A 24,716-nucleotide genomic window follows, 5' to 3' on the forward strand; every position below is an offset into this window, starting at 1 on the left:
CAGTGTCTCAGGCGGCCCGGTCGTCGCTGCGCAGCACACCCGCCGTCAGCTCGTCCATCGGCAGGCACCGCGCACCCATCGTCGCTGCCAGTTCGGCGGCCAGGCCGAGCCGGATCATCCCCTGTTCGCAATCCACGACGACGGAATCGATCCCACGTCGGCCGATTGCGCCGGCGACCGCGCGGGCTCGTGCCGAGGCGTCGGGCCCCGCGGTGGCCCGGCCATCGGTGAGCACCACCACCAATGGTCGCCGGTGCGGCTCGCGGCGAGCGGCTCGGTCGATCAGTTCGGTGGCCGCGATCAGCCCCTCGGCGAGTGGCGTGCGTCCGCCGGTCCGGATCTCGGCGAGCCGACGGACCGCGATGTCCACCGATCTCGTCGGCGGCACCGCCACCTCGGCCGACGAACCGCGCGCCACCACCACCGCCACCCGATCACGTCGGGTGTAGGAGTCGCGCAGCAGATCGACACAGATACCGGTCACCGCCGACAGTCGACGGCGAGCAGTCATCGAACCGGAGAGGTCGACGACGAATACGACGAGGTTGCCTTCCTGACCGATGCGCTCGGCGCCGCGCAGATCGTCGGGTGCCACCCGCACCGTGCCACCGGCCGCCCGATCGGCGGCCGAGAGCACGGTCCCGAACAGGTGCACCGGTTGGCCGTGCGTGAAATCGATTGCGCGCGTGGTCTGCCCGCGACGCGACCGGGCACGCGACCGGCGCCCTGGGTCGCCTTCACCGATCCCGCGCACATCCAGGCGCGTCATGCGCGGTGCCGTCGACGTGGAGGGTACGGAACCGAAGCGCGGACCTGGGGCCGGTTCGGAGGGCTGCTCACTCTCGGACGTCGTCTCGCCCTCGGACGTCGTCTCGCCGGAGGATTGATCGACATCGGACGCCGTGGTGTCGCCCGGCTCGTCGCCACCGTCGCCGTCGTGGCCACCACCACCGCCCGGGTCGGTCGGGTCGGGGTCGGTCGGGTCGGGCGTATCGCTGCCGGCGGCGTCGGCACCGGCATCCATCGCGTCGTCGAGTTGTTGGTCGGTGAGCCCGGACTCGTCGAACGGATTACGCCGGCGCCGATGCGGCAGCGCGAGTTCGACTGCGACGCGGACGTCGTCGGCGGTGACCTCGGCGGCGAGCCGCCACGCGGCGTGCGCCGCCGCGGTCCGGGCCACCACGATGTCGCCGCGCAGACCGTCGACCTCCAGATGAGCACAGACCCCGGCGATCCGGCGCAGCTCCACCGGCGGGATGGTCACCTCGGTCAGCTGTGCACGAGCGTCGGCGATCCGTTGCGTCAGTTCGGCTTCGGCAGCCGCATGGTCGGCCACGAACGCCTCCGGATCGGCGTCGAAGGCCATCCGGCGCGAGACGATGGCCACCCGCTCGTCGATGTCGCGGCCGGCGGCGACGTCGACGGCCAGACCGAAGCGGTCCAGCAACTGCGGGCGCAGTTCGCCCTCTTCCGGATTCATCGTGCCGACGAGGACGAAGTCGGCGGCCTGTGTGTGCGACACCCCGTCGCGTTCGATGGTGACCCGGCCGCTGGCGGCGGCGTCGAGGAGGACGTCGACGAGGTGGTCGGCCAGCAGGTTGACCTCGTCGATGTAGAGGACGCCACCGTCGGCCGAGGCCAGCAGCCCGGGGGTGAACCGGGTGCGGCCCTCACTGAGCACCGCGGTCAGGTCGAGCGATCCGATGACCCGGTCCTCGGTCGCGCCGATCGGCAGCTCGACGACCCGGCCACGCACGCCGTCTCCGCCACCGGGGCGCGAGCGATCCGACTCGTCGCCGGTGTGCAATAGCGGGCCGAGTCCACGCACGATGGTCGACTTGGCGGTACCCTTCTCGCCCCGGATCAGCACCCCGCCGATACCCGGTGCGATCGCCGACAAGATCAGCGCGAGCTTGAGCCGTTCCTGCCCGACGACCGCGCTGAACGGGTAGCGGACAGGTCCGTCGATCTCGGCGCCGCGATGGTGCCGGCCGCTCATCGCGGCCCGTCGACGGTCGCCGCGGGCACGGCCGGGTCGCGACGCATGGTCACGTGCGGGATGCCGTCCTCCAGGTACTCGTCGCCCTGCACCACGAACCCGAATTTGGCATACATCTCCACAAGGTAGGCCTGCGCTTCGATGAGGCAGACATGATCGCCGATCTCGGAGAGCGCAGCGCTGATCAGCCGCGCGGTCATGCCCTGACCCCGGTGGCCGCGTTCGGTACACACGCGGCCGATCCGGAAACTCGGCTGCTCGTCGGCCGACGCAGGTTCGGTGAGCAGACGCAATGTCGAGACCACCACGTCGTCGTCGACGATCCAGAACTGACGGGTGCCCGCCTCCAGGTCGCGGCCGTCGAGTTCGGGGTACGGACAAGCCTGCTCGACCACGAAGACGTCCACCCGCAACCGCAGGATCTGGTAGAGGGTGGACGCATCCATCCGGTCGGCCGGACTCTGGTGCAACTGCCCTGCCGAAGTCATGGTCTCGTGAGTATCACACCGGTGTGGGCCTGCACCAGATGGCCGCTCAGAGGGCCGGCGCGGTCGCGCGCTCGGCGTCGACCTGTGGGGCGGCGGCCCCACGCTTGAGCTGCAGGCTCGCGCTGGTCCAGTCCCACACCTGCCGGAACAGGTCGCGGTTGTCGGAGAGCTTCTGCCCGAACGACGGGATCATCTCGGTGAGTGCCGGCTTCCACCCGGCGTACTCCTTCGGGAAGCACTTCTCCAGCACGTTGAGCATCGCGGGCACCGCGGTCGACGCACCGGGCGAGGCGCCCAACAGGCCGGCGATGGTGCCGTCATCGGCGGTCACCACCGCTGTACCGAACTCCAGCGAGCCGCCGACGCCGGTCTTGCGGATCACCTGGACACGCTGTCCGGCGGTGATGATCTCCCAGTCCGCGCCGTCGGCACGTGGGACGAACTCGCCGAGGGTGTTCACGCGGTCGGCACGGCTGGCGGCCAGCTCGCTGATGAGGTACTTGAGGAGACCGAACTCCTGGGGCGCGATGGACAGCATCGGCAGCAGGTTGTTCGGCTTGACCGAGAACGGGAGGTCGGTGATCTTGCCGCTCTTGAGGAACTTCGGCGACCACCCGGCGTAGGGCCCGAACAGCAGTCCCGGCTGATGGTTGATGACGCGGGTGTCGAGGTGCGGCACCGACATGGGCGGAGCGCCGACCGCGGCCTGGCCGTACACCTTCGCCTGGTGGTCGGCGACGAGGTCGGGGTTGGTGCAGCGGAAGAACTCCCCGGACACCGGGAAACCGCCGAAACCCTTCGCCTCGGCGATACCGGACTTCTGCAGCAGATGCAGCGCTCCGCCGCCGGCGCCGACGAAGACGAACTTCGCGTGCACGGTCACTTTCTGCTTGGTCCGCAGGTTGCTGACCTTCATGATCCAACTGCCGTCGGACTGCTTGGACAGGTTGGTGACCGAGTGACCGAAGTACACATCGGCACCGGTTTCGCCGATGTGGTTGAGCAGCTGCTGGGTCAATGCGCCGAAGTCGACGTCGGTGCCGTCGGTGAACCAGTTCAGCGCCACCGGGTCGGAGAAGTCGCGTCCGGCCGACATCAGCGGCAGACGCTCGCTGAAGGTCGCCTCGTCGTCGATGAACTCCATGCCCTCGAACAACACCTGGCCGGCGAGACGGTCATAGCGCTTACGCAGGTAGTCGACGCCGTCGCTGCCGTGGGTGAAACTCACATGCGGGATCGGATTGATGAACTCGCTGGGATCACCGAGGATGCCGTTGTCCACGGAGTAGGCCCAGAACTGACGCGACACCTGGAACTGCTCGTTGATGTTGATCGCCTTGTCGATGTTGACATCGCCGTCGGCGGTCTTCGGGGTGTAGTTCAGCTCGCACAGCGCCGAGTGCCCGGTGCCGGCGTTGTTCCACGGATCGCTGCTCTCCGCGGCCGCGGCGTCGAGCCGTTCGAAAACACTGATCGACCAGGTCGGCTCGAGTCGACGGATCAGGGCGCCGAGAGTGGCGCTCATGATTCCGGCACCGACCAGCGCGACGTCCGTCTTGATCACCGAGTGAGACACGAGGAGCTCTCCTTCGCACGGGTTGGACGATCGAGGCTGTCGCGGTGTGCCGCGAGGGTGTGCCACCATCGGTCGTCCCTGTCAACCGCCATTGTTCCCCATTCCGGCGCAAACAACGGAATCGCCTGGGCCAAAGTGTGGGCTGGGCGACAGTCACCGCCGCGCCCGGCCCCCCGCACGATATCTAGAGTGGACCGTGTGACCGCATCCTCGAGCGCCGCCCGTGATGGCGGCCGATCCGCTGCGACCTGGCAACCCGACCATCTGTTGGATCGCTACGAAGTCCTCGCCCTGCCCCTGGGTCCCGACCCGGACGGCGAGGACCCGATCACCGCGACCCTGGTGCGTAAGGCCGGCCCCGAACCGGCCGTACACGGCGCGGTGCTCTACATCCACGGATTCACCGACTATTTCTTCCACGAACCTCTCGCCGACTTCTTTCACGAACGCGGCTACGCCTTCTATGCGCTCGACCTGCGCAAATGTGGACGCTCACTGCAGCCGCAGCACACCGCGCACTTCACCACCGACCTGCGCCAGTACGACGAGGAACTCGGCCACGCACTGGAGGTGGTCATCGACGAGACGCGAGCCGCCGGTGGCCCGCAACGGGTGATCGTGGCCGCCCACTCCACCGGGGGCCTCATCACCTCGCTGTGGTTGGACCGGCTTCGGTCCGGATCGCCGGATCTGCATGCCGCGGTCTGCGGTCTGCTGCTCAACAGCCCCTGGTTCGATCTGCAGGGCAGTCCGATCCTGCGGACCCTGCCGGTCTCGCTGCTGTTGCGTGGCCTCGCCGCCGTCGGCCCGAAGGCGGTACTCCCCCAAGAACTCTCCGATGGCTACGGCCGAAGCATCCACGAGACCACCGGCGGCGAGTGGGCCTTCGACCTGGCCCTGAAACCGATGGGCGGATTTCCGGTCACCTTCGGCTTCCTCAATGCCGTGCGGCGCGGGCATGCGCGACTGCATCGGGGTGTCGACGTCGGGGTGCCGTCGTTGGTGCTGCGCTCGGACAAGACCCTGTTCAACCGGGCGCAACCGGGTTCGGTGGACGACGCCGATGTGGTTCTCGATGTGCGTCACATGTCGCGGTGGAGCGGATGTCTGGGTGACCGGGTGGCCGTCGTCCCCATCGCCGACGCCCGCCACGATGTGGTGCTGTCGGTACCACACGTCCGTGAGCACGCCTACCGTGAGATCGACAACTGGCTGCAGGGCACGCTCGGCGTGCTGGCCGCGGCACAGTCGGATTCGACCGCGGGGCCGGCATGACCGCCACCCAGATCGTCGACCTGGCGATCATCGGCACCGGCAGCGGCAACTCCATCCCCAACGAGCGTTTCGACGACAGATCGATCGCGATCTTCGAGGAGGGCGTCTACGGCGGGACCTGCCTCAACGTCGGCTGCATCCCCACGAAGATGTTCGTCTACGCCGCAGAGGTCGCCGACAACGCGGCGCGCGGAGACCGGCTCGGCGTGCACAGCCGTGTCGACTCGGTGGACTGGCCCGCCATCGTGAACCGGGTGTTCGGTCGCATCGATCCGATCTCGGCCGGCGGCCGGGAGTATCGCGAACAACGGTGCGACAACATCACCGTGTACTCCACGCACGTCGAATTCGACGGACGCGACGACGACGGCCGCTACCGCCTGGTCACCGCCAACTCGCTGGTCCTCGCCGACGAGGTGGTGATCGCCGCGGGATCACGAGCGACCGTCCCGCCCGCGATCAGCCAGTGCGGCGCACCGTATTACACGAACAACGACGTCATGCGTCTGGACCATGTCCCCGATCGGCTCATCATCGTGGGCGGCGGCTACATCGCAGCCGAGTTCGCGCATGTGTTCGGCGCGCTGGGCAGCGCGGTGTCGGTCATCGCACGTGGGCCCGCGCTGCTGCGCAAACTCGACACCGACATCTCGACACGGTTCACGACGGTGGCCGCGGAGAAATGGGATGTACGACTGAATACCGACGTGACGAACGTGGTCGAGCTCGACGGTGGCGGCGTCCGGGTCAGCCTCGGCGACGGCACGCATCTCGACGGTGACGCGCTGCTGGTTGCGACCGGACGTCGCCCCAACGGCGACCGGCTCAATCTGGCCTCGATCGGGGTCGATCTCGACGATCACGGTCGGGTGGTGTGCGACCCGCACGGCCGGACCGCGGCCGCACACGTGTGGGCGCTCGGAGATGTGAGTTCGCCGTATCAGCTCAAGCATGTCGCCAATCACGAGCAACGGGTGGTGCAGGCGAATCTGCTCAAGGGCTGGGATGCCGACGACCTGGTCTGGTTCGACCACCGGTACGTGCCGGCCGCGGTGTTCACCCATCCGCAGATCGCCACCGTCGGACTCACCGAGGACGAGGCGCGGGACATGGACCTCAACATCACCGTCAAGGTGCAGGCCTACGGCGATGTGGCCTACGGGTGGGCCATGGAGGACACCACCGGTTTCTGCAAGGTGATCGCCGAGCGGGGTACCGGTCGGCTACTCGGCTGCCACATCCTCGGACCACAGGCACCCACGGTGATCCAGCCGATCATCCAGGCCATGTCCTTCGGGCAGACCGCGCACGAAATCGCGCGCGGCCAGTACTGGATACATCCGGCGATGCCCGAGGTGCTCGAAAACGCGCTGTTGGGGCTCGAGATCTGATCGGCCGGTAGGATTTCCGCCATGGCGATCGTCAACCGCGGCTTTGTCGGCAGACGTGATCGAGATGCCGACCGGCTGCCACCCGGGCAATACCGGACGTTCGACTTTCCGGTGCTGTCGGCCGAACCGACGCCGACGGTGTCCCTCGACACGTGGTCGCTGGCCGTTCAGTCCACGCGACATCGAATCCACAAGTGGAACTGGGCCGAGTTCCAGGAGCTGCCGCACGAGGACATCGTCACCGACATCCATTGTGTGACCCGCTGGTCGAAGTTCGAAACCCGCTGGCGGGGCGTGTCCTTCGACACGATCCTGGCCGAACTGCCGTGGGACGCCGGCGACTTCGTGATGGCGCATTGCCATGGCGGCTACACCACCAACGTCGCTCTGGCCGATCTGGTCGATGGTCGCGGCTGGATCGCCGACTCCTACGACGGTGAACCACTGGCCGCCGAACACGGCGGTCCGGCCCGATTGCTCGTGCCGCACCTGTACTTCTGGAAGAGCGCGAAATGGGTGTGCCGCCTACGGTTCATGTCGAGCGACACCCCTGGATTCTGGGAGAGCAACGGCTATCACATGCACGGCGACCCCTGGACCGAACAGCGCTACTCATGACCGCGCGGACCTGGTCATGAACGACTGGCAGGTGAGCACCGTCGTCTCGCAGACGCGGCACAGCGACAGCGCACGATCACTCCGGCTCGCCCTGTCCGAACCGTTCCGCGCGGTGCCCGGCCAGCATCTCGACATCCGCCTCACCGCCGAGGACGGCTATTCGACCGCACGCACGTACTCGGTGTCGGATGCCCGCGAGTCACGCACTATCGAGGTCACCGTCGAACGGGCAGACGACGGCGAGGTGTCACCGTATCTCGTCGACGTCGTGGAGGTGGGTGAACCGCTCGAGGTGACCAGGCCGCATGGCGGGTGGTTCACCTGGGACGGCAGCCGATCGGATCCGGTGCAGCTGATCGCCGGCGGTTCGGGGCTCGGCCCCCTAATGTCGATGCTCCGACACCGCGAAATCGCTTCCCCCACATCGGTTTTCAATCTCGTGTACTCTCTGCGCTCACCGGATCGCATGCTTTTCGCCGATGACCTCCGCCAGCTCACCCAGCATCGACGGTTGCCGGTCCATCTGGTCTACACCCGACGTGGCCCCGAAACGGACCCCCGTCCGACCGGTCGACTCGGGGCCGCCGAGATCGCCGAACTCACCATCGGGCCGGAGGAGGCACCGACCGTGTTCATCTGCGGTCCCACCGCTTTCGTGGAGCATTGTGCCGCCGCGATGATCGACGCCGGCCATGCGCGCGAGCGGATTCGGACCGAACGGTTCGGCTAGCCCGACCCCGGTCGCGGGGCCCCGGTCCGATCAGAACACCGTGGAGCGCAGCGCGATCTCCGAGGCCAGTGCGGCAGCGGCGTGCTGCGGAACCCAGTGGTCAACCCCGGGCAGCTCGCAGAAACGGAAGTCGGAGTACGCGTAGCGTCCGCTGAGTTGCGCCTGTTCACGGCCGAGCGCATCGTCGGCGTCACCCCAGACCATGGTCGTAGGGATCTCGACCGGCGGGCACGCCAGAGTGGCCGCGATGTCGCCGGTGAAATTGGCGCGGTACCAATTCAGCGGTCCGGTCAGAGCGCCCGGTTCGGTGAGCGGAGCGAGTTCCTCGGCAGTCACCCCGGCGGCGCGCAGTGCGGCCCCGTCGTCGGCGAGCAGCTTGCCCTCGGCGTCGTCTGCGATGAAATCCTTGATGTAGCGCGAACGTTCACGCTGGTCCGAGGACTCCAGGGCGTCGCGCATCGCAGACGGGTGTCCGGTGCTCGCAGCCACCAGGCCGGTGAATCGGTCCGGGTGCTTGGCCGCCAGGTGCCAGGCGACGATGCCGCCCCAGTCGTGGCCGACCAGCATCGAGTACTGGACACCGAGCGCGTCGAGCAGGCCGATCGCGTCACCGACGAGCAGTTCCAGTCGGTAGGCGTCCACCCCGTCCGGGCGAGCGCCGGGACTGTACCCGCGCTGATCGAAAACGATTGTGCGCAGACCACTCTCGTGCAGGCGGGGAACGACGGTGTCGTAGCAGGAACTGTTGACCGGGAATCCGTGCAGCAGCAGCACCCATTTTCCGTCTTCGGGGCCACTGATCCGGGTGTCGAAAGTGTGCTCGCCGACCTGAACGGCGCGGTGTTGCGTGTCCACGCGCTCAGGATAGGCGACGACTCGTGGGCGTGGTCGGCCGCCGCACACACCGTCCACCGCTGAGCCGACACCCGAGGGCCGACGACGCGCGGCTCAGTGCTCGGGCAGCGTGAGGATCTCTGCGCCGTCCTCGGTCACCACCAGGGTGTGTTCGAACTGGGCCGTCCACCTCTTGTCGGTGGTCACGACGGTCCAGCCATCGTCCCAGATCTCATAGCCGAGCCCACCGAGGTTGATCATCGGTTCGATGGTGAACACCATGCCCGGCTCGATGACCGTGTCGACGTTGGGCTGGTCGTAGTGCAGGATCACCAGACCATTGTGAAATGTCTCACCGATGCCGTGGCCGGTGAAGTCGCGGACCACGGTGTACCCGAAGCGGTTGGCATAGGCCTCGATCACACGCCCGATGACGTTCAGTTCGCGTCCCGGTTTCACCGCCTTGATGGCCCGTTCGGTGGCGATCCGGGTCCGGTCGACCAGATCGGCGGCCTCGGCGGACACGTCACCGGCCAGAAAGGTGGCGTTGGTGTCGCCGTGCACCCCGTCGATGTAGGCGGTGACGTCGATGTTGACGATGTCCCCATCGGCGATCACGGTCGAGTCCGGGATGCCGTGACAGATGACCTCGTTCAGCGAGGTGCAGCACGACTTGGGAAACCCTTTGTAGCCCAGGGTCGACGGATACGCGCCGTGATCGACCATGTACTCGTGCGCGATCCGATCGAGTTCATCGGTGGTGACCCCGGGCGCCACCGCCCTGCCCGCCTCGGCGAGCGCGTTGGCTGCGATCCGGCCGGCCACCCGCATCTTCTCGATGGTCTCCGGGGTCTGCACCCACGGTTCGTGTCCTTCATTGACGGTGTCCCGCCACGCGTACTCCGGCCGTTCGATGGAATCGGGGACGGGACGCGTCGGCGAGAGGGTGCCGGGACGCAGGGCGGCGCGAACGGTCATGGTGCCAGCTTATCGAGTCCGGTTTCACGCCGGAGGCGGCGTGGGTCGCGGGTGCGAGGCGAACTAAGGTGAGACTAAGGGCAGATGAAGCGCCGACCAGGTCGGGCGGTGGGAGGAATCGTGGCGCAGGTGAGCGGGTGAGCAGGATCGGTACGGTGCGTCCGGCGCTCGCGGTGCTCGTCGTGCTCATCATCGGAACCCTGTCCGCATGTTTCGTGGAACCCATCGAGCAGCCGGCCGCGTCGGTGGCGCCCACCGCGCACTTGGCCGACGGGCCGCAGACCGCGGAGCTACCCGCCACCGACGTGACGCCGATCGCGACCGATCCGACCCCGACGCTGCCGGTCACCGTCGACTCCACGGGGCACGGGCCGGTCACGGTCACCGATGTCGACCGGATCATCGCCGTCGACATCAACGGCACTCTCGGCAACATCGTGTTCTCGCTCGGTTTGGGTCCGAACGTGGTCGGGCGCGACACGTCGACGGCGTTTCCGAGCGCGGTGGACCTACCGGTGGTCACCAACCGCGGGCACAGCCTCAACGCCGAGGCGGTCCTGGCGCTGTCGCCCACCGTCGTACTCGTCGACGAGAACACCGTCCCCGCGGCGGCCGTCGATCAGATCCGCGACTCCGGCATCCCGGTCGTCGTGTTCCCCGGTACCCGAAGCCTCGACGCCAACGACTCCCTGATGCGTTCGGTCGCCGACGCGCTCGGTGTGCCCGTGCAGGGTGAACAGCTGGTGGCCCGCACCGACCGCGAGGTCGCAGCGGCACGTGATCTCGTCCCGTCCCCGTCCGGGGACCCGGTGATGGCCTTCGTCTACATCCGAGGCCGCAATCTGATCCTGCTGGCGGGACCGGGATCCGGTGCCGACGACCTGATCGAGAACCTCGGCGGGCGCGATGCCGGCCGCGAGGCCGACCTCAGCGGGGCATTCACCGCGATCAGCGCCGAGGCGATGATCGAGGCGGACCCGAACGTGTTGCTGGTGATGACGCAGGGCGCCGACACCGTCGGTGGGCTCGATGGAGTTCTGGAGTTGCCCGGTATCGCCGAGACAGATGCGGGGCGCAACCGGCGCATCGTACAGATGGACGAAACCGAGATCCTGGCGTTCGGCCCCGACGCCGGCAAGGTACTCGGCGCCCTGGCTGAGGCGATCTACGCATGAGTGCCCCCACGTCCGAACGGGTGACGCCGGTCGCGGCCGACCACCGCACCCGCCATCGCACCCGAAACATCGTCGTCCTCGCGGTCCTGCTCGTGTCGACCGCGGCGCTCGTCGTGCTCTCGGCCGGTATGGGCCGGGTGGGTGTCCCACCGATCGAGGTGCTCGGCAGCCTCGCCCACCATTTCCACCTCGAGATCGGTCCCCTGCCGTCGCACCCCAACGGTGAGGCCGCACTATGGAACGTCCGGTTCCCGCGGATCGTGTTGGGCCTGTTGGTGGGCGCCGCGCTCGGTGCCGGCGGCTGCCTGCTGCAGGGTGTGCTGGCCAACCCGCTCGCCGAACCGGGCATCATCGGGGTGTCGTCGGGCGCGGCCGTCGGCGCATGTCTGATGATCGTGCTCGGCGGCGGGGCCACCAACGACTGGGCGTTGGCCGGTGCGGCCTTCGTGTTCGCCCTGTTCACCGCCGCGTCGGTGTACGTACTGTCCCTGCGCGACGGCTCCACGTCCGCGATCATGTTGGTGCTCACCGGGATCGCGGTGAACGCCTTCACCCTCGGCATCATCGCCTATCTGACCTTCGTGGCGTCCACGGCCGCACGCGAACAGATCGTGTTCTGGCAACTGGGTTCGCTGGCCGGCACCACCTGGGATGAGGTGTGGGTGGCCGTTCCGCTGATCATCGCGGCGCTCGCTGCGTCACTGGTCCTGGTGCACAAGCTCGACCTGCTGGCCCTCGGCGAGATCCAGGCCGCGTCGTTGGGGGTCAACGTCGAGGTCGTCCGCCGTCAGGTGATCGTGCTCGTCTCCATCCTGACCGGCGCTGCGGTCGCCTTCTCCGGGATCATCATGTTCGTCGGCTTGGTGGTGCCGCACGTGCTGCGGCTCATCGTGGGTCCACGCCATGCGATCCTGCTACCTGCCAGCGTGGTCGGGGGCGCGCTGGTGATCACGGCCGCCGACCTGGCGGCCCGCACAATGCTCGGCGACGCCGACCTCCCGTTGGGGATGTTCACCTCACTCATCGGTGGACCGGTGTTCTTCCTGCTGCTGCGCCGTAGCCGACGGGCGGGGGCGGGCTGGTGACCGGGTCGGCCGGTGTCGTAGCCGATCACATCACCGTCACCCTGGGGGATCGCGATGTGGTGCGCGACGTCTCACTACGAGTCGAACCCGGCTCGCTGCACGCGCTCGTCGGGCCCAACGGCTGCGGCAAGTCGACATTGTTGTCGGTGCTGGCCGGTCTACGCACCCCCGACCGCGGCACCGTCCACATCGACGACCGGCCGATCGCGAAGGTCTCTGCTCGGGAACTTGCCCGCATGCGGTCGTTCGTTACCCAGCACAATCGCACCGACACCCCCTTCTCGGTGATCGAGGTCATCGAAATGGGCCGCTTCCCCTGGCTGCGTACCGACGCCGCACGCCGGTCACCTGAGATCATCGACGACGCGATCCGCGCGTGCGATCTGCACGACATCACCTATCGCCCGTTCGCGCAGTTGTCCGGCGGCCAGCAGGCACGGGTGTCGATCGCGCGGGCGCTGGCCCAGCAGGCACCGGTGATGCTGCTCGACGAACCGACCGCCGCGCTCGACATCCACCACCAGGAGACCGTCCTCGACATCCTGCGGGCCGCCCGCGACGACGGCTGCGCCGTCCTGCTGGTGGTGCACGACCTCTCCCTGGCGGCCGCCTACGCCGATCGCGTCGCCTTGATGAAGGACGGCCATCTGTTGGCCGATGGACCGACCCGCGAGGTGATGACCGCGCAGTTGCTGTCGGACACCTACGACCATCCGGTGGAGATCTGGGATCATCCCGAGTCGGGACAGCCGATCATCGTGCCGCGCCGGACCTGACCGGCCGGCCCGGTTGGCCGGTCAGGACCGCGCGCCGACCGCGTATCCCGGTGGCAGTCCGGCGAAGAAGTCGCGCGTCACGCCCACGGCGTTGTTGGAGTCGCCACCGCGCACCACGAGGGTGGCGAACGCCAGATCTCCGCGGTAGCCGGCGAACCAGGCATGCGAACCGCCGGCGAACTCGGCCTCACCGGTCTTGCCGAGCACTTCGCCCTCGCCGTCGATGACCGTCGCCGTGCCCTGGGTGACCACAGCGCGCATCATCGGGCGTAGTTCTTCGACCACTTTCGGGTCGAGCGTCGGTTGCGGACCTTCCACCGTGGTCTGTTTGCCCAGGATCAGCTGTGGGACCGGCGCGGTGCCGTTGTTGGCCACGGTCGCTGCGACCGTGGCCAACCCGAACGGACTGACCAGCACCTTGCCCTGACCGAAGCCATCCTCGGTACGCGCGACCAGTTCCGGAGCGATCGGCACCGACCCGGACACCACGTCGAGACCGGCGATGTCGTAGTTCTGGCCGATTCCCATCGCCGCCGCGGTGTGCGCGAGATCTGATGGGCCCATCTTGCTGGCCAGGAAGGCGAAAGTGGTGTTGCAGGAACTGGCGAAGGCTTTCAGCATCGAGACGGTGCCCAGCGAGAAGCCGTTGTAGTTCGGGATTCGGCGCGGACCGATCTCGATCTCACCCGGACACGGCACCATCGAACCGGGATGTGCGAGATCGCGGCTGATGGCCGAGGCCGCGGTGACCATCTTGAAGGTCGATCCGGGCGGGTACAGACCGGTGGTGGCGATCGGCCCGTCCCGGTCGGCCGCCTTGTTCTGCGCGACGGCCAGAACCCGGCCGGTGGACGGCTGGAGAACCACCATGGCGACCTGGAAGCGGTTGGTGGCGTCCACCGCCCGCTGCGCGGCATTCTGCACGCGCCGCGACAGGCTGAGCGAGATCGCCGGCGCGGGTTCCGGGGCGTGATCGGCGAGGACGTCGGCGTCGAGGCCGTTCGGGTTGACGGTGACGACCCGCCATCCGACCCGACCTTCGACCTCACTGTCGACGACCTTCTTCACCTCGGTGAGCAGTGCCGGGGCGAAATCCGGGTTCTTCGCGACCAGTTCGGCCTGTTCGTTGTGAACGACGCCGGGGATGGCGAGTTGATCGCGCAGGCGATCGAAATCGCGTTCCGACAGCCGGGTGATCGGGTACGGCTCGCCACTGGCCGTGGACTCCTCGGCGATCTTCTGCGCCGACAGCGACGGCGCATAGGGCCGCAGTGCCGACACCAGGCGGGTCACCGAATCGGCGACCGACCCGTGCGCCGCCGCCTCGGCGGCGTCGAAGTTGATCCCGATGACCGTGCCGTTGACCATCACCTCCGACCCATCGGACTCGTTGACGGTCGCCCGCGGGGCCTGCAACAGTCGCAACGAAAGCCGTTGGTTGGCACCGAGGTCCGGGTGGATGTCGGTGGAGGTCCAGCGCACCGACCACCCAGCATCGCTGCGGGCGAGTTTGACCCGGGCGGGATAACTCCACTCGCGGTCGCTCGGCAGATCCCAGTGGTAGGTGACGTCGATGTCGGCGATGTCGCCGGTCACTCGCGCTTTGCCGGTGCTCGCGGTGAGTTTCTCCGCGGCCAGACCGTCCCACGCGGCGTCGAGGTCGTCGCGTGCGGCCTGCGGGTTGTCGGTGAGGGCGGCGGCTGCGGCGATGTCGCGGGCGCCGTATGCAGCGAGGAAACGCTCGACCGCCTGGCGCGGACCGTCGTCGGCGGTGGCGCAACCGGCCACCCCGAGCGTCAGCGCAGCACTCAGCGACACACACGCCACACTGACTACTCGTCGTCTCATCCGCAACATCGGTGTCGATCATATGGGCGGACGAGTCGAAATCCGGTGCGCCACGCGGTGGATTCGCCGACTGTCGTCGGCGGATTCAGTCGACGAGGATGGTCGCGAAGGTGCCGACTTCGCGGAAACCGATCTGCCGGTACACCTCTCGCGCGGGAAGGTTGAAGCTGTTGACGTACAGGCTCGGGGTACGACCGAAGGCCATCACCGCGGCGGCGACGGCGGCGGTACCGGCCGCGCCGAGCCCCTCGCCGCGCCGGTGCGGCGCCACCCAGACGCCCTGGATCTGGCCGACCCGACGGGACAGCGAACCGATCTCGGCCTTGAACACGACCTCACCGCGATCGAATCGGGCGAACACCCGTTGCGCGGTGATCAGCGAGGCCAGGCGGCGGCGATAGGACCGGCCTCCGTCGCCGGCACACGGGTCCACCCCCACCTCGCCGATGAACATGTCGATCGCAGCCGGTAGATAGGCGTCGAGATCGTCGAGGGTGACCAGGCGAACCAGCGGATCGGGCGCCACGGCGGGCGCGTCCGTCAACGCCATCAGCGGTTGCGAGTCGCGCACCTCCCGCGCCGGACCCCAGCATGCGCCGATCCGATCCCAGAAGGCCAGCACCATCTCGGCCCGTCCGACGATCGACGAACACACGCGCGGCGCGGCGGCCGCGCGGTCGGCGAACGCCTCCATCGAGTCGGTGGACCCGACCAGAGGGATGAGGTTGGCCCCGGAAAAGCACAATGAGCTGGTCGGATCGTCGACGGTCCACAATTCTCCGCCCAACAGGCGCGGGTTGATGCCGTGCGACTCGAACCGGGCCGCGACCATGCACATCGCCACCGGATCCGACGACAGCACATGCTCCACCACCGGCGCATCGCGTGCGCCCAGCGGGCGATCACCCAGTAGCTTCAGCACCACCGCTCCCTCTGCCGTTCTCGGGCGGGATGCAGACCGCGACGCGGCCGACGGTCATCGACGTCGTGATCAGCTGACCGTGACGACCGGTGAACCCGCTTCCCTGTCACCAGTGTCGCCTGATTCACCCGCGATCCGCAGCGCTTCTTCGATCAACGTCTCCACGATCTGCGCCTCCGGCACGGTCTTGATGACCTCACCCTTCACGAAGATCTGTCCCTTGCCGTTGCCCGACGCGACACCGAGATCGGCCTCACGGGCCTCGCCCGGCCCGTTCACGACGCAACCCATGACGGCCACCCGCAGCGGCACCTCCATACCCTCGAGGCCGGCGGTCACCTCATCGGCGAGTTTGTACACGTCGACCTGGGCGCGCCCGCACGACGGACACGACACGATCTCGAGCTTGCGCGGACGAAGGTTGAGCGACTGCAGGATCGCGTCGCCCACCTTGATCTCCTCGGCGGGCGGCGCCGACAACGAGACCCGGATGGTGTCGCCGATCCCCTCGGCCAGCAGCGCCCCGAAGGCGACCGACGACTTGATGGTGCCCTGGAATGCGGGTCCTGCCTCGGTTACTCCGAGATGCAGCGGGTAGTCGCACTGCGCGGCGAGCTGTCGGTAGGCCTCCACCATGATCACCGGGTCGTTGTGCTTGACCGAGATCTTGATGTCGCCGAAACCGTGCTCCTCGAAGAGCCCGGCTTCCCAGAGCGCGGACTCGACGAGTGCCTCGGGAGTCGCCTTGCCGTACTTCTGCATGATGCGTTTGTCCAGCGAGCCGGCGTTGACCCCGATGCGGATGGGGATGCCGGCGGCGCCGGCGGCCTGCGCGACCTCTTTGACGCGGCCGTCGAATTCCTTGATGTTGCCGGGATTGACGCGCACGGCCGCGCAACCGGCGTCGATCGCCGCGAAGATGTACTTCGGCTGGAAGTGGATATCGGCGATCACCGGGATCTTCGATTTCTTGGCGATGATCGGCAGCGCTTCGGCGTCCTCGGGGCGTGGGCACGCGACGCGCACGATGTCACAGCCGGAGGCGGTGAGTTCGGCGATCTGTTGCAGGGTCGCGTTGATGTCGTGGGTCTTGGTGGTGGTCATCGACTGCACCGAGATCGGGTGGTCGCTGCCGACGCCGACCGAACCGACCTGGATCTGGCGCGTCGTGCGGCGCGGGGCCAGCACCGGCGGCGGTGGGGCGGGCATGCCGAGCCCGACTTGAATCGGGTCGGACGATGTGGGGGCGTTCATCTCGTTCACCTCGTCTGTAAGGAGATCTTGATGGGGCTGTGGTCGTGGGTCATACGGGTGTGGTCAGAAGATCTTGATGGGGTTGATGATGTCGGCGGTCAGTGTCAACACCATGAATCCACCCATGACGACGACGACCGCGTAGGTGATCGGCATCAATTTCAGGTAGTCGACCGGTCCGGCGGCCGCCCGCCCGAACCAGCGGCGCACGGTGTTTCGCCCCTTCTCGTAGCCGACTATGGCCATGTGCCCGCCGTCGAGCGGCAGCAGCGGCACCAGGTTGAACAGGCCGAGGAAGAAGTTGATGCTGATCAGCAGCATCAGGAACATGCTCCAGGCACCACGTTCGGCAGCCTGCCCGCCCATCACCGATGCACCGTAGACGCTCACCGGGGTGTCGGCCGCGCGCTCACCGCCGGTCACCGCGGTCCACAGTGCGCTGACCTTCGACGGCAGTGACAACAGGGCGTCCCAGGTGGCCACGAACAGGTCGCCGGTGAACACGAACGCACCGGGGATGACAGCGAGACCGTCGTAGTGGGTGAGCGCGGGCGGCGGCGAGAAGGTGATGCCGACCTTGCGGGTCTGCTCGGTGGTCGTGGTGCCGTCGGACTGGTTGATCACCACGGTCGACGGTTGCGGATCGAGGGTCATGTCGACCGATTGGCCGGCCCGGTCGACCGTGAGCGCGACCGGTCCCGTCGCCTCGGTGATCAGCGTCGACACCTCGGAGTAGTCGGAGACGGATTGGCCGTTGACGGCCACGATGGTGTCGCCGGCCTGCATACCCGCAGCCCCCGCCGGCCCCGTCCCCGAACAGGGCGTCGACACTGGCTCGGCGTCGGCGGAGTAGGTGGTCTGGTCTGGTACGCAGGTGACCTGCGAGACGGTGGCCGGTACGGGATCCTGGCTGATGTTCGGCAGCCCCCAGATGGCTCCGACGACCACCACCAGCGCGAAGCCGAGGATGAAGTTCTGCGCGGGCCCCGCGAACAGCACGACGAGCCGCTTCCACGGCTTCTGCAGGTACATGGCGCGCGGCCGGTCTTCGTCGGCGATCTCGTCATACGGGGTCATACCGGCGATGTCGCAGAAACCGCCCAGCGGCAGTGCCTTGATCCCGTATTCCGTCTCGCCCTTGCGCGTGGACCACACCGTGGGGCCGAAGCCGACGAAGTAGCGGCGCACCTTCATGCCGGTCGCCTGTGCCGCCCACATGTGACCGCACTCATGCCAGGCCACCGACAACAGCAGCGCCGCGGCGAACAGCACCACGCCGAGGGCGAAACTCACTGATTCACTCCATCCGAATATGCCGTGACCAGACGCGATGCCTGTGCGCGTGCCCACTGGTCTGCGGCCAAGACGTCCTCCACAGTACCTGGCTGCGCACGCCACTGATCGGCCTCGCCGAGCACCTCACCGATGATCTCGACGATGCGCGGAAACCGGATGGCGCCGGCGAAGAAACCCGCGGCGGCCGCTTCGTTCGCGGCGTTGTACACCGCGGTCAGCGAACCGCCGCCGCGTCCGGCCTCGCGGGCCAGATCGATGGCCCTGAACACTGTGGTGTCGACGGGTTCGAAGGTCCAGGCGGATGCGGTGGAGAAATCGCACGCCGTCGACGAGCCGGGCACCCTGTCCGGCCAACCCAGCGCCAGCGCTATCGGCAGTTTCATCGACGGCGGGGACGCCTTGGCGATGGTCGCTCCGTCGACGAAGGTCACCATCGAATGCACGATCGACTGTCGGTGCACGGTGACGTCGATGCGGTCGTAGTCGACGCCGAACAGCAGGTGCGCCTCGATGACCTCGAGTGCCTTGTTGACCAGGGTCGCAGAATTGAGGGTGATCATCGGACCCATCGACCAGGTGGGATGGTGACCGGCCTGCTCCGGGGTCACGTCGAGGAGGGCTTCCCGGGTCCAGCCAAAAAAAGGACCACCCGAAGCGGTGAGCACGAGGCGGTCGACCTCCGCGGCGGTGCCGCCACGCAGGCACTGGGCGATGGCCGAGTGCTCGGAGTCGACGGGGAGGATCTGCCCGGGTGCCGCCGCATCGAGGACCAGCGATCCGCCGGCGACCAGCGACTCCTTGTTGGCCAACGCGAGGCGGGCCCCGGTCCGCAGCGCAACCAGGCTGGGTCGAAGCCCGATCGAGCCCACCACGGCGTTGAGCACCACGTCGGAGTCCACCGAGGCGATGAGGTCGCACATCGCGTCGGCGCCGCCCAACACCGTCGAGCCGAGGTCGTCGGACAGGGTCCGCGCGGCAGCCGGGTCCGCGACGGCCAACCGATCCGCAGAGACCCCGAATGCGCGGGCCTGCTCACGCAGGAGATCGAGGTTGCCGCCCCCGGCGCCGAGTCCCACGACCTGGAACCGCTCGGGATGCTCGGCGATCACCTCGAGGGCTTGGACGCCGATAGAGCCGGTCGAGCCGAGGATGAGTACGCGCGTCGTCACCGGGCCATTGTCCCGCTTCGATCGACTGTGCCCCAAATCCCGCGGAGTGGGTCCGCCGCCGCGGTCAGCTCGGTGGATGCACCGACCGCCAGTGCTCGGCGATGTCGATGCGCCGGGGGATCCAGACGCCTTCGTGTGACTGGATGTGATCGAGGAAACGTTCGAGCGCGGCGAGGCGAGCCGGACGGCCGACGAGACGACAGTGCAACCCGACCGACAGCATCTTGGGTGCGCCCTCGACGCCTTCGCGGTAAAGGACGTCGAAGGCATCTCGCAGGTGGGTGAAGAACTGCTCGCCCGACGGGAAACCGCCCGGTGAGGCGAATCGCATGTCGTTGGTGTCCAAGGTGTAGGGCACCACCAGGTGGTCGACGAGCCGCTCGCCGCGACGCACCTTCACCCAGTAGGGCAGATCGTCGGCATAGCTGTCGGAGTCGTAGACGAATCCGCCTTGCTCGACGACGAGCTGGCGGGTGTTGGGCGAATCGCGGCCGGTGTACCAGCCCAGCGGTCGTTGTCCGGTGATCTCGGTCAACAGCTCGATACCCGCCTGCATGTGCTCGCGTTCGATGTGGGTGTCGACGAGCTGATAACTGAGCCATCGGTACCCGTGACAGGCGATCTCGTCGCCGCGTTCGACGAATGCGGCGGCGGCATCGGGGTTACGGGCCATCGCCTGGGCGACCGCGAAGATCGTCAGCGGCAACTGACGCCGTCCGAAGGTGCGCAGGATGCGCCACACGCCGGCCCGCGATCCGTACTCGTAGAGCGACTCCATGCTCATGTGCCGGTTCGGGAATGCCTGCGCACCGATCATCTCCGAGAGGAATGTCTCGCTGGCCCGATCGTTCTCGAGGACGTTGTTCTCCGAGCCCTCCTCGTAGTTGAGGACGAACTGCACCGCGATCTTCGCCCCGCCCGGCCACTGCGGATCCGGCGGCGCGGCACCGTAACCGATCATGTCGCGGGGGTAGTTCTCGCCGCGGTAGTCGGCCAGCTTTCGGTGCGGGGTGTCGGACATGGCGGCATTGTTTCACCCCGACGGGGTCTGCGCGTGGTGGCGCCGCGCCGCCATCGGCGCCCTACCGTTATGCTTGTCGCGTACTACTACCGGTCGTCAGACTTCTGACCGCCGGCACGCAGCGACCGGCACGCACAGTGAGGAGCCACCGTGGCAAGCACCGAGGTTGAGCAGATCGACACCGGCTGGGTTCGCGAGCCCGCGGATGCGCCGTCGGCCCGCTTCGGGTGGCACGGACAAGCCCGCAAGACGTTCATGATCGCCGGATGGTTCTGCGTGTTCGCCCTGCTGGCGATGTTCATCGGTAACCACACCGGCCACGTCGAGGACATCTACCTCGCCGCATTCGCCGCCGTTCTCGCGTTCTTCCTACTCAAGCCGATCTGGACCAGCCGCGGTCGTTGGAAGAACTGACGCCGGTCAGCGTTCTCCGGCGGCCAACTGGCCGCAGGCTGCGGCGATCTCCTGGCCGCGGGTGTCCCGGACGGTGCACGACACACCCTGTTCCCGTACCCGCCTGACGAATTCGCGCTCCACCGGCTTCGGGCTCGCATCCCATTCGGACCCCGGTGTGGGATTCAACGGGATCAGATTCACGTGGACCAGCGATCCCAGTGCCCGACGCAACTTCTCCCCCAGCATGTCCGCTCGCCACGGCTGATCGTTGACGTCGCGGATCAGGGCGTACTCGATCGAGACACGACGGCCGGTGGTGTCGGCGTAGTAGCGCGCCGCGTCCAGCACCTCGGCCACCGACCATCGGTTGTTGACCGGCACCAGCGTGTCGCGCAGTTCGTCGTCGGGTGTGTGCAGCGACACCGCGAGCGTCACCGCCAACCCCTCGTCGGCCAGGCGTCGGATCGACGGGGCCAGTCCGACCGTGGAGACGGTGACCGATCGCGCGGAGATCCCGAGTCCGTCGGGCACCGGCGAGGTGATCTGCCGCACCGCACTGACCACGCGCTTGTAGTTTGCCAGCGGCTCACCCATACCCATGAAGACGACGTTCGACAGCCGGCCCGGTTCCCCGAACTCCCCGTCGCGCAATGCGCGCGCTGCCGCACGCACCTGGTCGACGATCTCGGCGGTCGACAGATTGCGGTCCAGACCGCCCTGTCCGGTCGCGCAGAACGGGCATGCCATGCCGCAACCGGCCTGACTCGAGATGCACAGTGTGTTGCGATCGGAGTAGCGCATCAGCACGCTCTCGAGCAGAGTGCCGTCGTGCAGTCGCCATAACGTCTTGCGGGTGTCGCCGTCGTCGCAGGCGATGTGGCGCACCGGCGACAGCAGCGGCGGGAAGAGATTCTGCCCGACGGCATCGCGGGCCGCCGACGGCAGATCGGTCATTTCGGCCACATCACCGTTGAGTCGGCCGAAGTACTGCCGGGCCAACTGATTTGCGCGGAACTTCGGCAGACCGAGTGCGGAGAGCGCGGTCACCCGGCCTGCGGTGTCCAGGTCGGCGAAGTGGGTGGGCGGACGCCCGCGCTTGGGCGCGTCGAACACGAGCGGCAATGACGTCATACCGTTATTGTCGCATGTCATGATGGCTGTATGACGACACCGGATCCGCAGCCGCACCGGCCCGTCGGCGCGGGCGAGCCGATCGAGCATCCCACCACGCCGGAGCCCGACGGCGAGCATCAGGCGCTGTTGGCCGAGCGCGATGAGCTGCGCACCAAGATCAAGAAGGTGGAGCACACCCGGACTCGGGCGACGTTCTACGGTCTGGTGATCGGCGCCGTGATCACCATCCTGCTGCTCATCTTCATCCTGCAGAACCTGGAGAGCCAGACGATCATGCTGATCTTCTGGGAGGTCAACCTGCCGCTCGGGGTGAGTCTGCTGATCGCCGCCATCGCCGGTGCGTTGATCGTGGCGTTCGCGGGCGGGCTCCGCATGCTGCAGCTCAGCCGGGCGTTGAAAAAGGCCAAACGCTGACGACGGCGCTGCTCACAGCAACGCCGTCAACACCGCCCAGACGATGAAGGCCGACGGCAGCAGCGAATCGAGACGATCCATGATGCCGCCGTGGCCAGGCAACAGCGTACCCATGTCCTTGATTCCCAGGTCGCGCTTGACCTGAGATTCGACCAGGTCACCAAGGGTGGCGCAGACCACCAATACCGGCCCCAGGATCATGCCGACCCACCAGTGGGCGTCGAGCAGGAACACCCCGCAACACACCGCTCCGCCCGTACCCACCAGGAACGACCCGACCAGGCCTTCCCAGCTCTTCTTCGGGCTGATCGCCGGCGCCATCGGATGTTTGCCGAACAGCACACCGAAGCCGTAGCCACCGACGTCGGAGCAGACCACCACCACCATCAGGGTCGCCACCCGCGCGGCGCCATGATCCTGGACCACCAACTGCGCGCCGAAGGATGCCAGCAGCGGCAGCCAGGCGAGGATGAACACGCTGGCGGCGAGGTTGCGCAGATAATTCTCCGGCGCGTGGTGAATTCCTTGCGCCAGCAGCATCCAGACCATCAGCACCAGCACTGTCGCGACGAAGGCGGTCAGGACACCGGTGGGACCCCAGGGCCACCCGGACCAGATGATGACCTGCCCGCCGATGACCAGTGGCCAGAACGCAATCTGATAGCCACCGTCGCGCAGTCGCTTGAAGACCTCCCATGTGGCGATCGCGAATGCGACCGCCACCACCCCGTACCAGATCTTCGGCGCGAAGATCAGGATCAGGATGATCGAGATACCGAGCGAGAATCCGACCGCGAGCGCAGCCGGGAGATTGCGTCCGGCGCGCGACTTCGTGGTCTTCGGCGCGTCCGGGGTCTCCGGGCTATCGGTCGATTCGGTGGCCATCGGCTGCGGTGACGATGCGTGGGGGCGATCGGTGCTCACACCTCGAGCAATTCGTTCTCTTTGTGCTTCACGAGTTCGTCGACCTGGGTGACGTAACCGGCGGTCGTCTTGTCGAGTTCCTTCTCCGCGCGGTTCACCTCGTCCTCGCCGGCCTCGCCATCCTTCTGGATGCGTTTGAGCTCGTCGACGGCCTTGCGGCGCACGTTGCGGATCGCGACCTTGGCGTCTTCGCCCTTGCTCTTGGCCTGCTTCACCAGCTCCTTGCGACGATCCTCGGTGAGCTGCGGGATCGCCACCCGGATGACGTTGCCGTCATTGGTCGGGTTCACACCGAGATCGGAGTTGCGGATGGCGGTTTCGATGTCCCGCAGGGTCGAGGCCTCATAGGGCTTGATCACCACCAGGCGCGCCTCGGGGGTGTTGATGCCTGCCACCTGGGTGATCGGCGTGAGAGCGCCGTAGTACTCGATGTGGACCTTGTTGAACATCGCCGGGTTGGCGCGACCGGTACGGATGGAGCCCATGTCGTCTTTGGCGACACTGACCGCCTTCTCCATTTTCTCTTCGGCGTCCAGGAGCGCATCGTCGATCATCGTCGTCCTATATCTACTCGGTGCGGTGTGCGTGTGGGATGAGTGTCGGGTCGATCAGGTGGCGACCAGGGTGCCGATCCGTTCGCCCGCGACGGCCCGGGCGATGTTGCCCTGCTCGAGCAAATTGAACACCAGGATCGGCATTTTGTTGTCCATACAGAGACTGAACGCGGTCGCGTCGGCGACCTTGAGCTCTTTGTCCAGCACCTCGCGGTGGGTGATCTCGGTGAACAGTTTCGCGTCGGGCACCGTGCGCGGGTCGGCGTCGAAGACCCCGTCGACGCCCTTGGCCATCAGCACCACCTCGGCCTTGATCTCCAGGGCACGCTGCGCGGCGGTGGTGTCGGTGGAGAAGTACGGCATCCCCATGCCGGCACCGAAGATCACCACCCGCCCCTTCTCGAGGTGTCGCTGCGCCCGAAGCGGCAGATACGGTTCGGCCACCTGCCCCATCGTGATCGCGGTCTGCACACGCGTGGAGACGCCCCGCTTCTCCAGGAAGTCCTGCAGCGCGAGACAGTTCATCACTGTGCCGAGCATGCCCATGTAGTCCGAGCGGGCGCGGTCGAGGCCGCGTTGCTGCAGTTCGGCACCGCGGAAGAAGTTTCCGCCGCCGATCACGACCGCGACCTGCACACCCGATCCGACGACTTCGGCGATCTGGTCGGCGACAGTACCGACGACATCGGGGTCGAGTCCGACTCCGCCACCTCCGAACATCTCACCGCCGAGCTTGAGGAGCACCCGGGTGAAGCCGTGACGCTCGGACTCGTGCGGGGCCGGGGTTTCGCTCATCCAACTTCCTCCACTGGTCGATTCGGTGAATATCGTACGTCCCGGCGTGAGGTGTTCGATGACA

General features: G+C 67.3%; 24 protein-coding genes. 9 read left to right on the forward strand and 15 right to left on the reverse strand.

The annotated features are described in order from the left end of the window. Positions 1-7 precede the first annotated feature (7 nt). The 3 genes from L1892_RS04530 to mqo are packed head-to-tail and all read right to left on the reverse strand — an operon-like array spanning position 8 to position 4,063. Complete coding sequence (locus L1892_RS04530) at positions 8-1,999, reverse strand: VWA domain-containing protein (RefSeq protein WP_235722246.1); 1,992 nt, start codon at positions 1,997-1,999, stop codon at positions 8-10. Continuing rightward, a complete protein-coding gene (locus L1892_RS04535; RefSeq protein WP_235722247.1) occupies positions 1,996-2,487 on the reverse strand; it encodes a GNAT family N-acetyltransferase in 492 nt (163 codons plus the stop codon). Before L1892_RS04535 ends, L1892_RS04530 begins: the two co-directional genes overlap by 4 nt. A 46-nt stretch (positions 2,488-2,533) precedes the next feature. Beyond that, complete coding sequence (gene mqo / locus L1892_RS04540; RefSeq protein ID WP_235722248.1) at positions 2,534-4,063, reverse strand: malate dehydrogenase (quinone); 1,530 nt, start codon at positions 4,061-4,063, stop codon at positions 2,534-2,536. Between the two features lie 198 nt (positions 4,064-4,261). On the opposite strand from mqo, the gene L1892_RS04545 reads away from it, so the two are divergent. From L1892_RS04545 to L1892_RS04560, 4 genes are read left to right on the forward strand one after another with little or no spacing between them, the layout of a single operon-like run. Next, the gene (locus L1892_RS04545; protein WP_235722249.1) at positions 4,262-5,338 is read left to right on the forward strand and encodes an alpha/beta hydrolase; all 1,077 of its coding nucleotides are present in this window, start codon (positions 4,262-4,264) and stop codon (positions 5,336-5,338) included. Then, entirely contained in the window at positions 5,335-6,729 is a 1,395-nt protein-coding gene (locus L1892_RS04550; RefSeq protein WP_235722250.1) for a mycothione reductase, read from the forward strand. The genes L1892_RS04545 and L1892_RS04550 overlap by 4 nt, the downstream gene beginning before the upstream one ends. A gap of 21 nt (positions 6,730-6,750) precedes the next feature. Next, positions 6,751-7,347: a molybdopterin-dependent oxidoreductase gene (locus tag L1892_RS04555; RefSeq protein ID WP_235722251.1), complete on the forward strand. Its 597-nt coding sequence runs from the start codon at positions 6,751-6,753 to the stop codon at positions 7,345-7,347. Between the two features lie 16 nt (positions 7,348-7,363). Next, positions 7,364-8,077, forward strand: coding sequence for an FAD-binding oxidoreductase (locus L1892_RS04560; RefSeq protein WP_235722252.1), 714 nt, complete (start codon positions 7,364-7,366; stop codon positions 8,075-8,077). 30 nt (positions 8,078-8,107) lie between these two features. Here the strand turns inward: L1892_RS04560 and L1892_RS04565 are convergent, their stop codons facing one another. Then, positions 8,108-8,932 carry an alpha/beta fold hydrolase gene (locus tag L1892_RS04565; protein ID WP_235722253.1) on the reverse strand — a complete coding sequence of 275 codons (825 nt, stop codon included), beginning with the start codon at positions 8,930-8,932 and terminating at the stop codon, positions 8,108-8,110. 93 nt (positions 8,933-9,025) lie between these two features. Then, positions 9,026-9,889, reverse strand: a complete 864-nt coding sequence (gene map, locus L1892_RS04570; protein ID WP_235722254.1) for a type I methionyl aminopeptidase — start codon at positions 9,887-9,889, stop codon at positions 9,026-9,028. 146 nt (positions 9,890-10,035) lie between these two features. Here map and L1892_RS04575 point away from each other — a divergent pair, with 146 nt between their 5' ends. Genes L1892_RS04575 through L1892_RS04585 form a run of 3 tightly spaced genes read left to right on the forward strand, consistent with a single transcriptional unit; the run spans position 10,036 to position 12,925 of the window. Continuing rightward, positions 10,036-11,064, forward strand: coding sequence for a heme/hemin ABC transporter substrate-binding protein (locus L1892_RS04575; protein WP_235722386.1), 1,029 nt, complete (start codon positions 10,036-10,038; stop codon positions 11,062-11,064). Then, the gene (locus L1892_RS04580) at positions 11,061-12,149 is read left to right on the forward strand and encodes a FecCD family ABC transporter permease (RefSeq protein ID WP_235722255.1); all 1,089 of its coding nucleotides are present in this window, start codon (positions 11,061-11,063) and stop codon (positions 12,147-12,149) included. The genes L1892_RS04575 and L1892_RS04580 overlap by 4 nt, the downstream gene beginning before the upstream one ends. Next, positions 12,146-12,925 carry a heme ABC transporter ATP-binding protein gene (locus L1892_RS04585; RefSeq protein ID WP_235722256.1) on the forward strand — a complete coding sequence of 260 codons (780 nt, stop codon included), beginning with the start codon at positions 12,146-12,148 and terminating at the stop codon, positions 12,923-12,925. The genes L1892_RS04580 and L1892_RS04585 overlap by 4 nt, the downstream gene beginning before the upstream one ends. Before the next feature lie 21 nt (positions 12,926-12,946). Here L1892_RS04585 and L1892_RS04590 read toward each other — a convergent pair whose 3' ends face one another. The 6 genes from L1892_RS04590 to puuE form a co-directional block, all read right to left on the reverse strand. After that, positions 12,947-14,782, reverse strand: coding sequence for a penicillin-binding transpeptidase domain-containing protein (locus L1892_RS04590; RefSeq protein WP_235722257.1), 1,836 nt, complete (start codon positions 14,780-14,782; stop codon positions 12,947-12,949). A gap of 76 nt (positions 14,783-14,858) precedes the next feature. Next, entirely contained in the window at positions 14,859-15,695 is an 837-nt protein-coding gene (locus L1892_RS04595) for a GNAT family N-acetyltransferase (RefSeq protein WP_235722258.1), read from the reverse strand. 69 nt (positions 15,696-15,764) lie between these two features. After that, a complete protein-coding gene (gene ispG / locus L1892_RS04600; protein ID WP_235722259.1) occupies positions 15,765-16,949 on the reverse strand; it encodes a flavodoxin-dependent (E)-4-hydroxy-3-methylbut-2-enyl-diphosphate synthase in 1,185 nt (394 codons plus the stop codon). Between the two features lie 63 nt (positions 16,950-17,012). Then, a complete protein-coding gene (locus L1892_RS04605; RefSeq protein WP_235722260.1) occupies positions 17,013-18,242 on the reverse strand; it encodes a M50 family metallopeptidase in 1,230 nt (409 codons plus the stop codon). Further along, positions 18,239-19,414: a 1-deoxy-D-xylulose-5-phosphate reductoisomerase gene (gene dxr / locus L1892_RS04610; RefSeq protein ID WP_235722261.1), complete on the reverse strand. Its 1,176-nt coding sequence runs from the start codon at positions 19,412-19,414 to the stop codon at positions 18,239-18,241. The genes L1892_RS04605 and dxr overlap by 4 nt, the downstream gene beginning before the upstream one ends. Before the next feature lie 64 nt (positions 19,415-19,478). Continuing rightward, on the reverse strand, positions 19,479-20,435 hold the full coding sequence (puuE, locus tag L1892_RS04615) for an allantoinase PuuE (protein WP_235722262.1): 957 nt from the start codon (positions 20,433-20,435) through the stop codon (positions 19,479-19,481). Between the two features lie 150 nt (positions 20,436-20,585). Between puuE and L1892_RS04620 the strand changes: the two genes are divergently transcribed. Continuing rightward, on the forward strand, positions 20,586-20,849 hold the full coding sequence (locus L1892_RS04620) for a DUF2631 domain-containing protein (protein ID WP_235722263.1): 264 nt from the start codon (positions 20,586-20,588) through the stop codon (positions 20,847-20,849). A gap of 6 nt (positions 20,850-20,855) precedes the next feature. Here the strand turns inward: L1892_RS04620 and rlmN are convergent, their stop codons facing one another. Further along, positions 20,856-21,962, reverse strand: a complete 1,107-nt coding sequence (gene rlmN / locus L1892_RS04625) for a dual-specificity RNA methyltransferase RlmN (RefSeq protein ID WP_235722264.1) — start codon at positions 21,960-21,962, stop codon at positions 20,856-20,858. A 30-nt stretch (positions 21,963-21,992) separates the two neighbouring features. Here rlmN and L1892_RS04630 point away from each other — a divergent pair, with 30 nt between their 5' ends. Further along, on the forward strand, positions 21,993-22,379 hold the full coding sequence (locus L1892_RS04630) for a LapA family protein (RefSeq protein ID WP_235722265.1): 387 nt from the start codon (positions 21,993-21,995) through the stop codon (positions 22,377-22,379). A 12-nt stretch (positions 22,380-22,391) separates the two neighbouring features. Here the strand turns inward: L1892_RS04630 and L1892_RS04635 are convergent, their stop codons facing one another. Genes L1892_RS04635 through pyrH form a run of 3 tightly spaced genes read right to left on the reverse strand, consistent with a single transcriptional unit; the run spans position 22,392 to position 24,652 of the window. After that, positions 22,392-23,264, reverse strand: coding sequence for a phosphatidate cytidylyltransferase (locus L1892_RS04635; RefSeq protein ID WP_235722266.1), 873 nt, complete (start codon positions 23,262-23,264; stop codon positions 22,392-22,394). A gap of 35 nt (positions 23,265-23,299) precedes the next feature. After that, positions 23,300-23,857: a ribosome recycling factor gene (gene frr / locus L1892_RS04640; RefSeq protein WP_235722267.1), complete on the reverse strand. Its 558-nt coding sequence runs from the start codon at positions 23,855-23,857 to the stop codon at positions 23,300-23,302. Between the two features lie 54 nt (positions 23,858-23,911). Next, positions 23,912-24,652, reverse strand: coding sequence for a UMP kinase (pyrH, locus tag L1892_RS04645; protein WP_235722268.1), 741 nt, complete (start codon positions 24,650-24,652; stop codon positions 23,912-23,914). Between the last annotated feature and the right edge of the window lie 64 nt (positions 24,653-24,716).

The sequence above is a fragment of the Gordonia tangerina genome (assembly GCF_021556435.1).
Taxonomy (GTDB): Bacteria; Actinomycetota; Actinomycetes; order Mycobacteriales; family Mycobacteriaceae; genus Gordonia; species Gordonia tangerina.

Excerpts from the sequence above, each read along its gene's own strand:
- L1892_RS04560 (WP_235722252.1), top strand. The coding sequence starts at position 7,364 with ATGAACGACTGGCAGGTGAGCACCGTCGTCTCGCAGACGCGGCACAGC.
- L1892_RS04635 (WP_235722266.1), bottom strand. The coding sequence starts at position 23,264 with ATGGCCACCGAATCGACCGATAGCCCGGAGACCCCGGACGCGCCGAAG.
- L1892_RS04550 (WP_235722250.1), top strand. The coding sequence starts at position 5,335 with ATGACCGCCACCCAGATCGTCGACCTGGCGATCATCGGCACCGGCAGC.
- ispG (WP_235722259.1), bottom strand. The coding sequence starts at position 16,949 with ATGAACGCCCCCACATCGTCCGACCCGATTCAAGTCGGGCTCGGCATG.
- puuE (WP_235722262.1), bottom strand. The coding sequence starts at position 20,435 with ATGTCCGACACCCCGCACCGAAAGCTGGCCGACTACCGCGGCGAGAAC.
- frr (WP_235722267.1), bottom strand. The coding sequence starts at position 23,857 with ATGATCGACGATGCGCTCCTGGACGCCGAAGAGAAAATGGAGAAGGCG.
- L1892_RS04555 (WP_235722251.1), top strand. The coding sequence starts at position 6,751 with ATGGCGATCGTCAACCGCGGCTTTGTCGGCAGACGTGATCGAGATGCC.
- pyrH (WP_235722268.1), bottom strand. The coding sequence starts at position 24,652 with ATGAGCGAAACCCCGGCCCCGCACGAGTCCGAGCGTCACGGCTTCACC.
- L1892_RS04630 (WP_235722265.1), top strand. The coding sequence starts at position 21,993 with ATGACGACACCGGATCCGCAGCCGCACCGGCCCGTCGGCGCGGGCGAG.
- L1892_RS04590 (WP_235722257.1), bottom strand. The coding sequence starts at position 14,782 with ATGTTGCGGATGAGACGACGAGTAGTCAGTGTGGCGTGTGTGTCGCTG.
- rlmN (WP_235722264.1), bottom strand. The coding sequence starts at position 21,962 with ATGACGTCATTGCCGCTCGTGTTCGACGCGCCCAAGCGCGGGCGTCCG.
- L1892_RS04580 (WP_235722255.1), top strand. The coding sequence starts at position 11,061 with ATGAGTGCCCCCACGTCCGAACGGGTGACGCCGGTCGCGGCCGACCAC.
- map (WP_235722254.1), bottom strand. The coding sequence starts at position 9,889 with ATGACCGTTCGCGCCGCCCTGCGTCCCGGCACCCTCTCGCCGACGCGT.
- L1892_RS04535 (WP_235722247.1), bottom strand. The coding sequence starts at position 2,487 with ATGACTTCGGCAGGGCAGTTGCACCAGAGTCCGGCCGACCGGATGGAT.
- L1892_RS04530 (WP_235722246.1), bottom strand. The coding sequence starts at position 1,999 with ATGAGCGGCCGGCACCATCGCGGCGCCGAGATCGACGGACCTGTCCGC.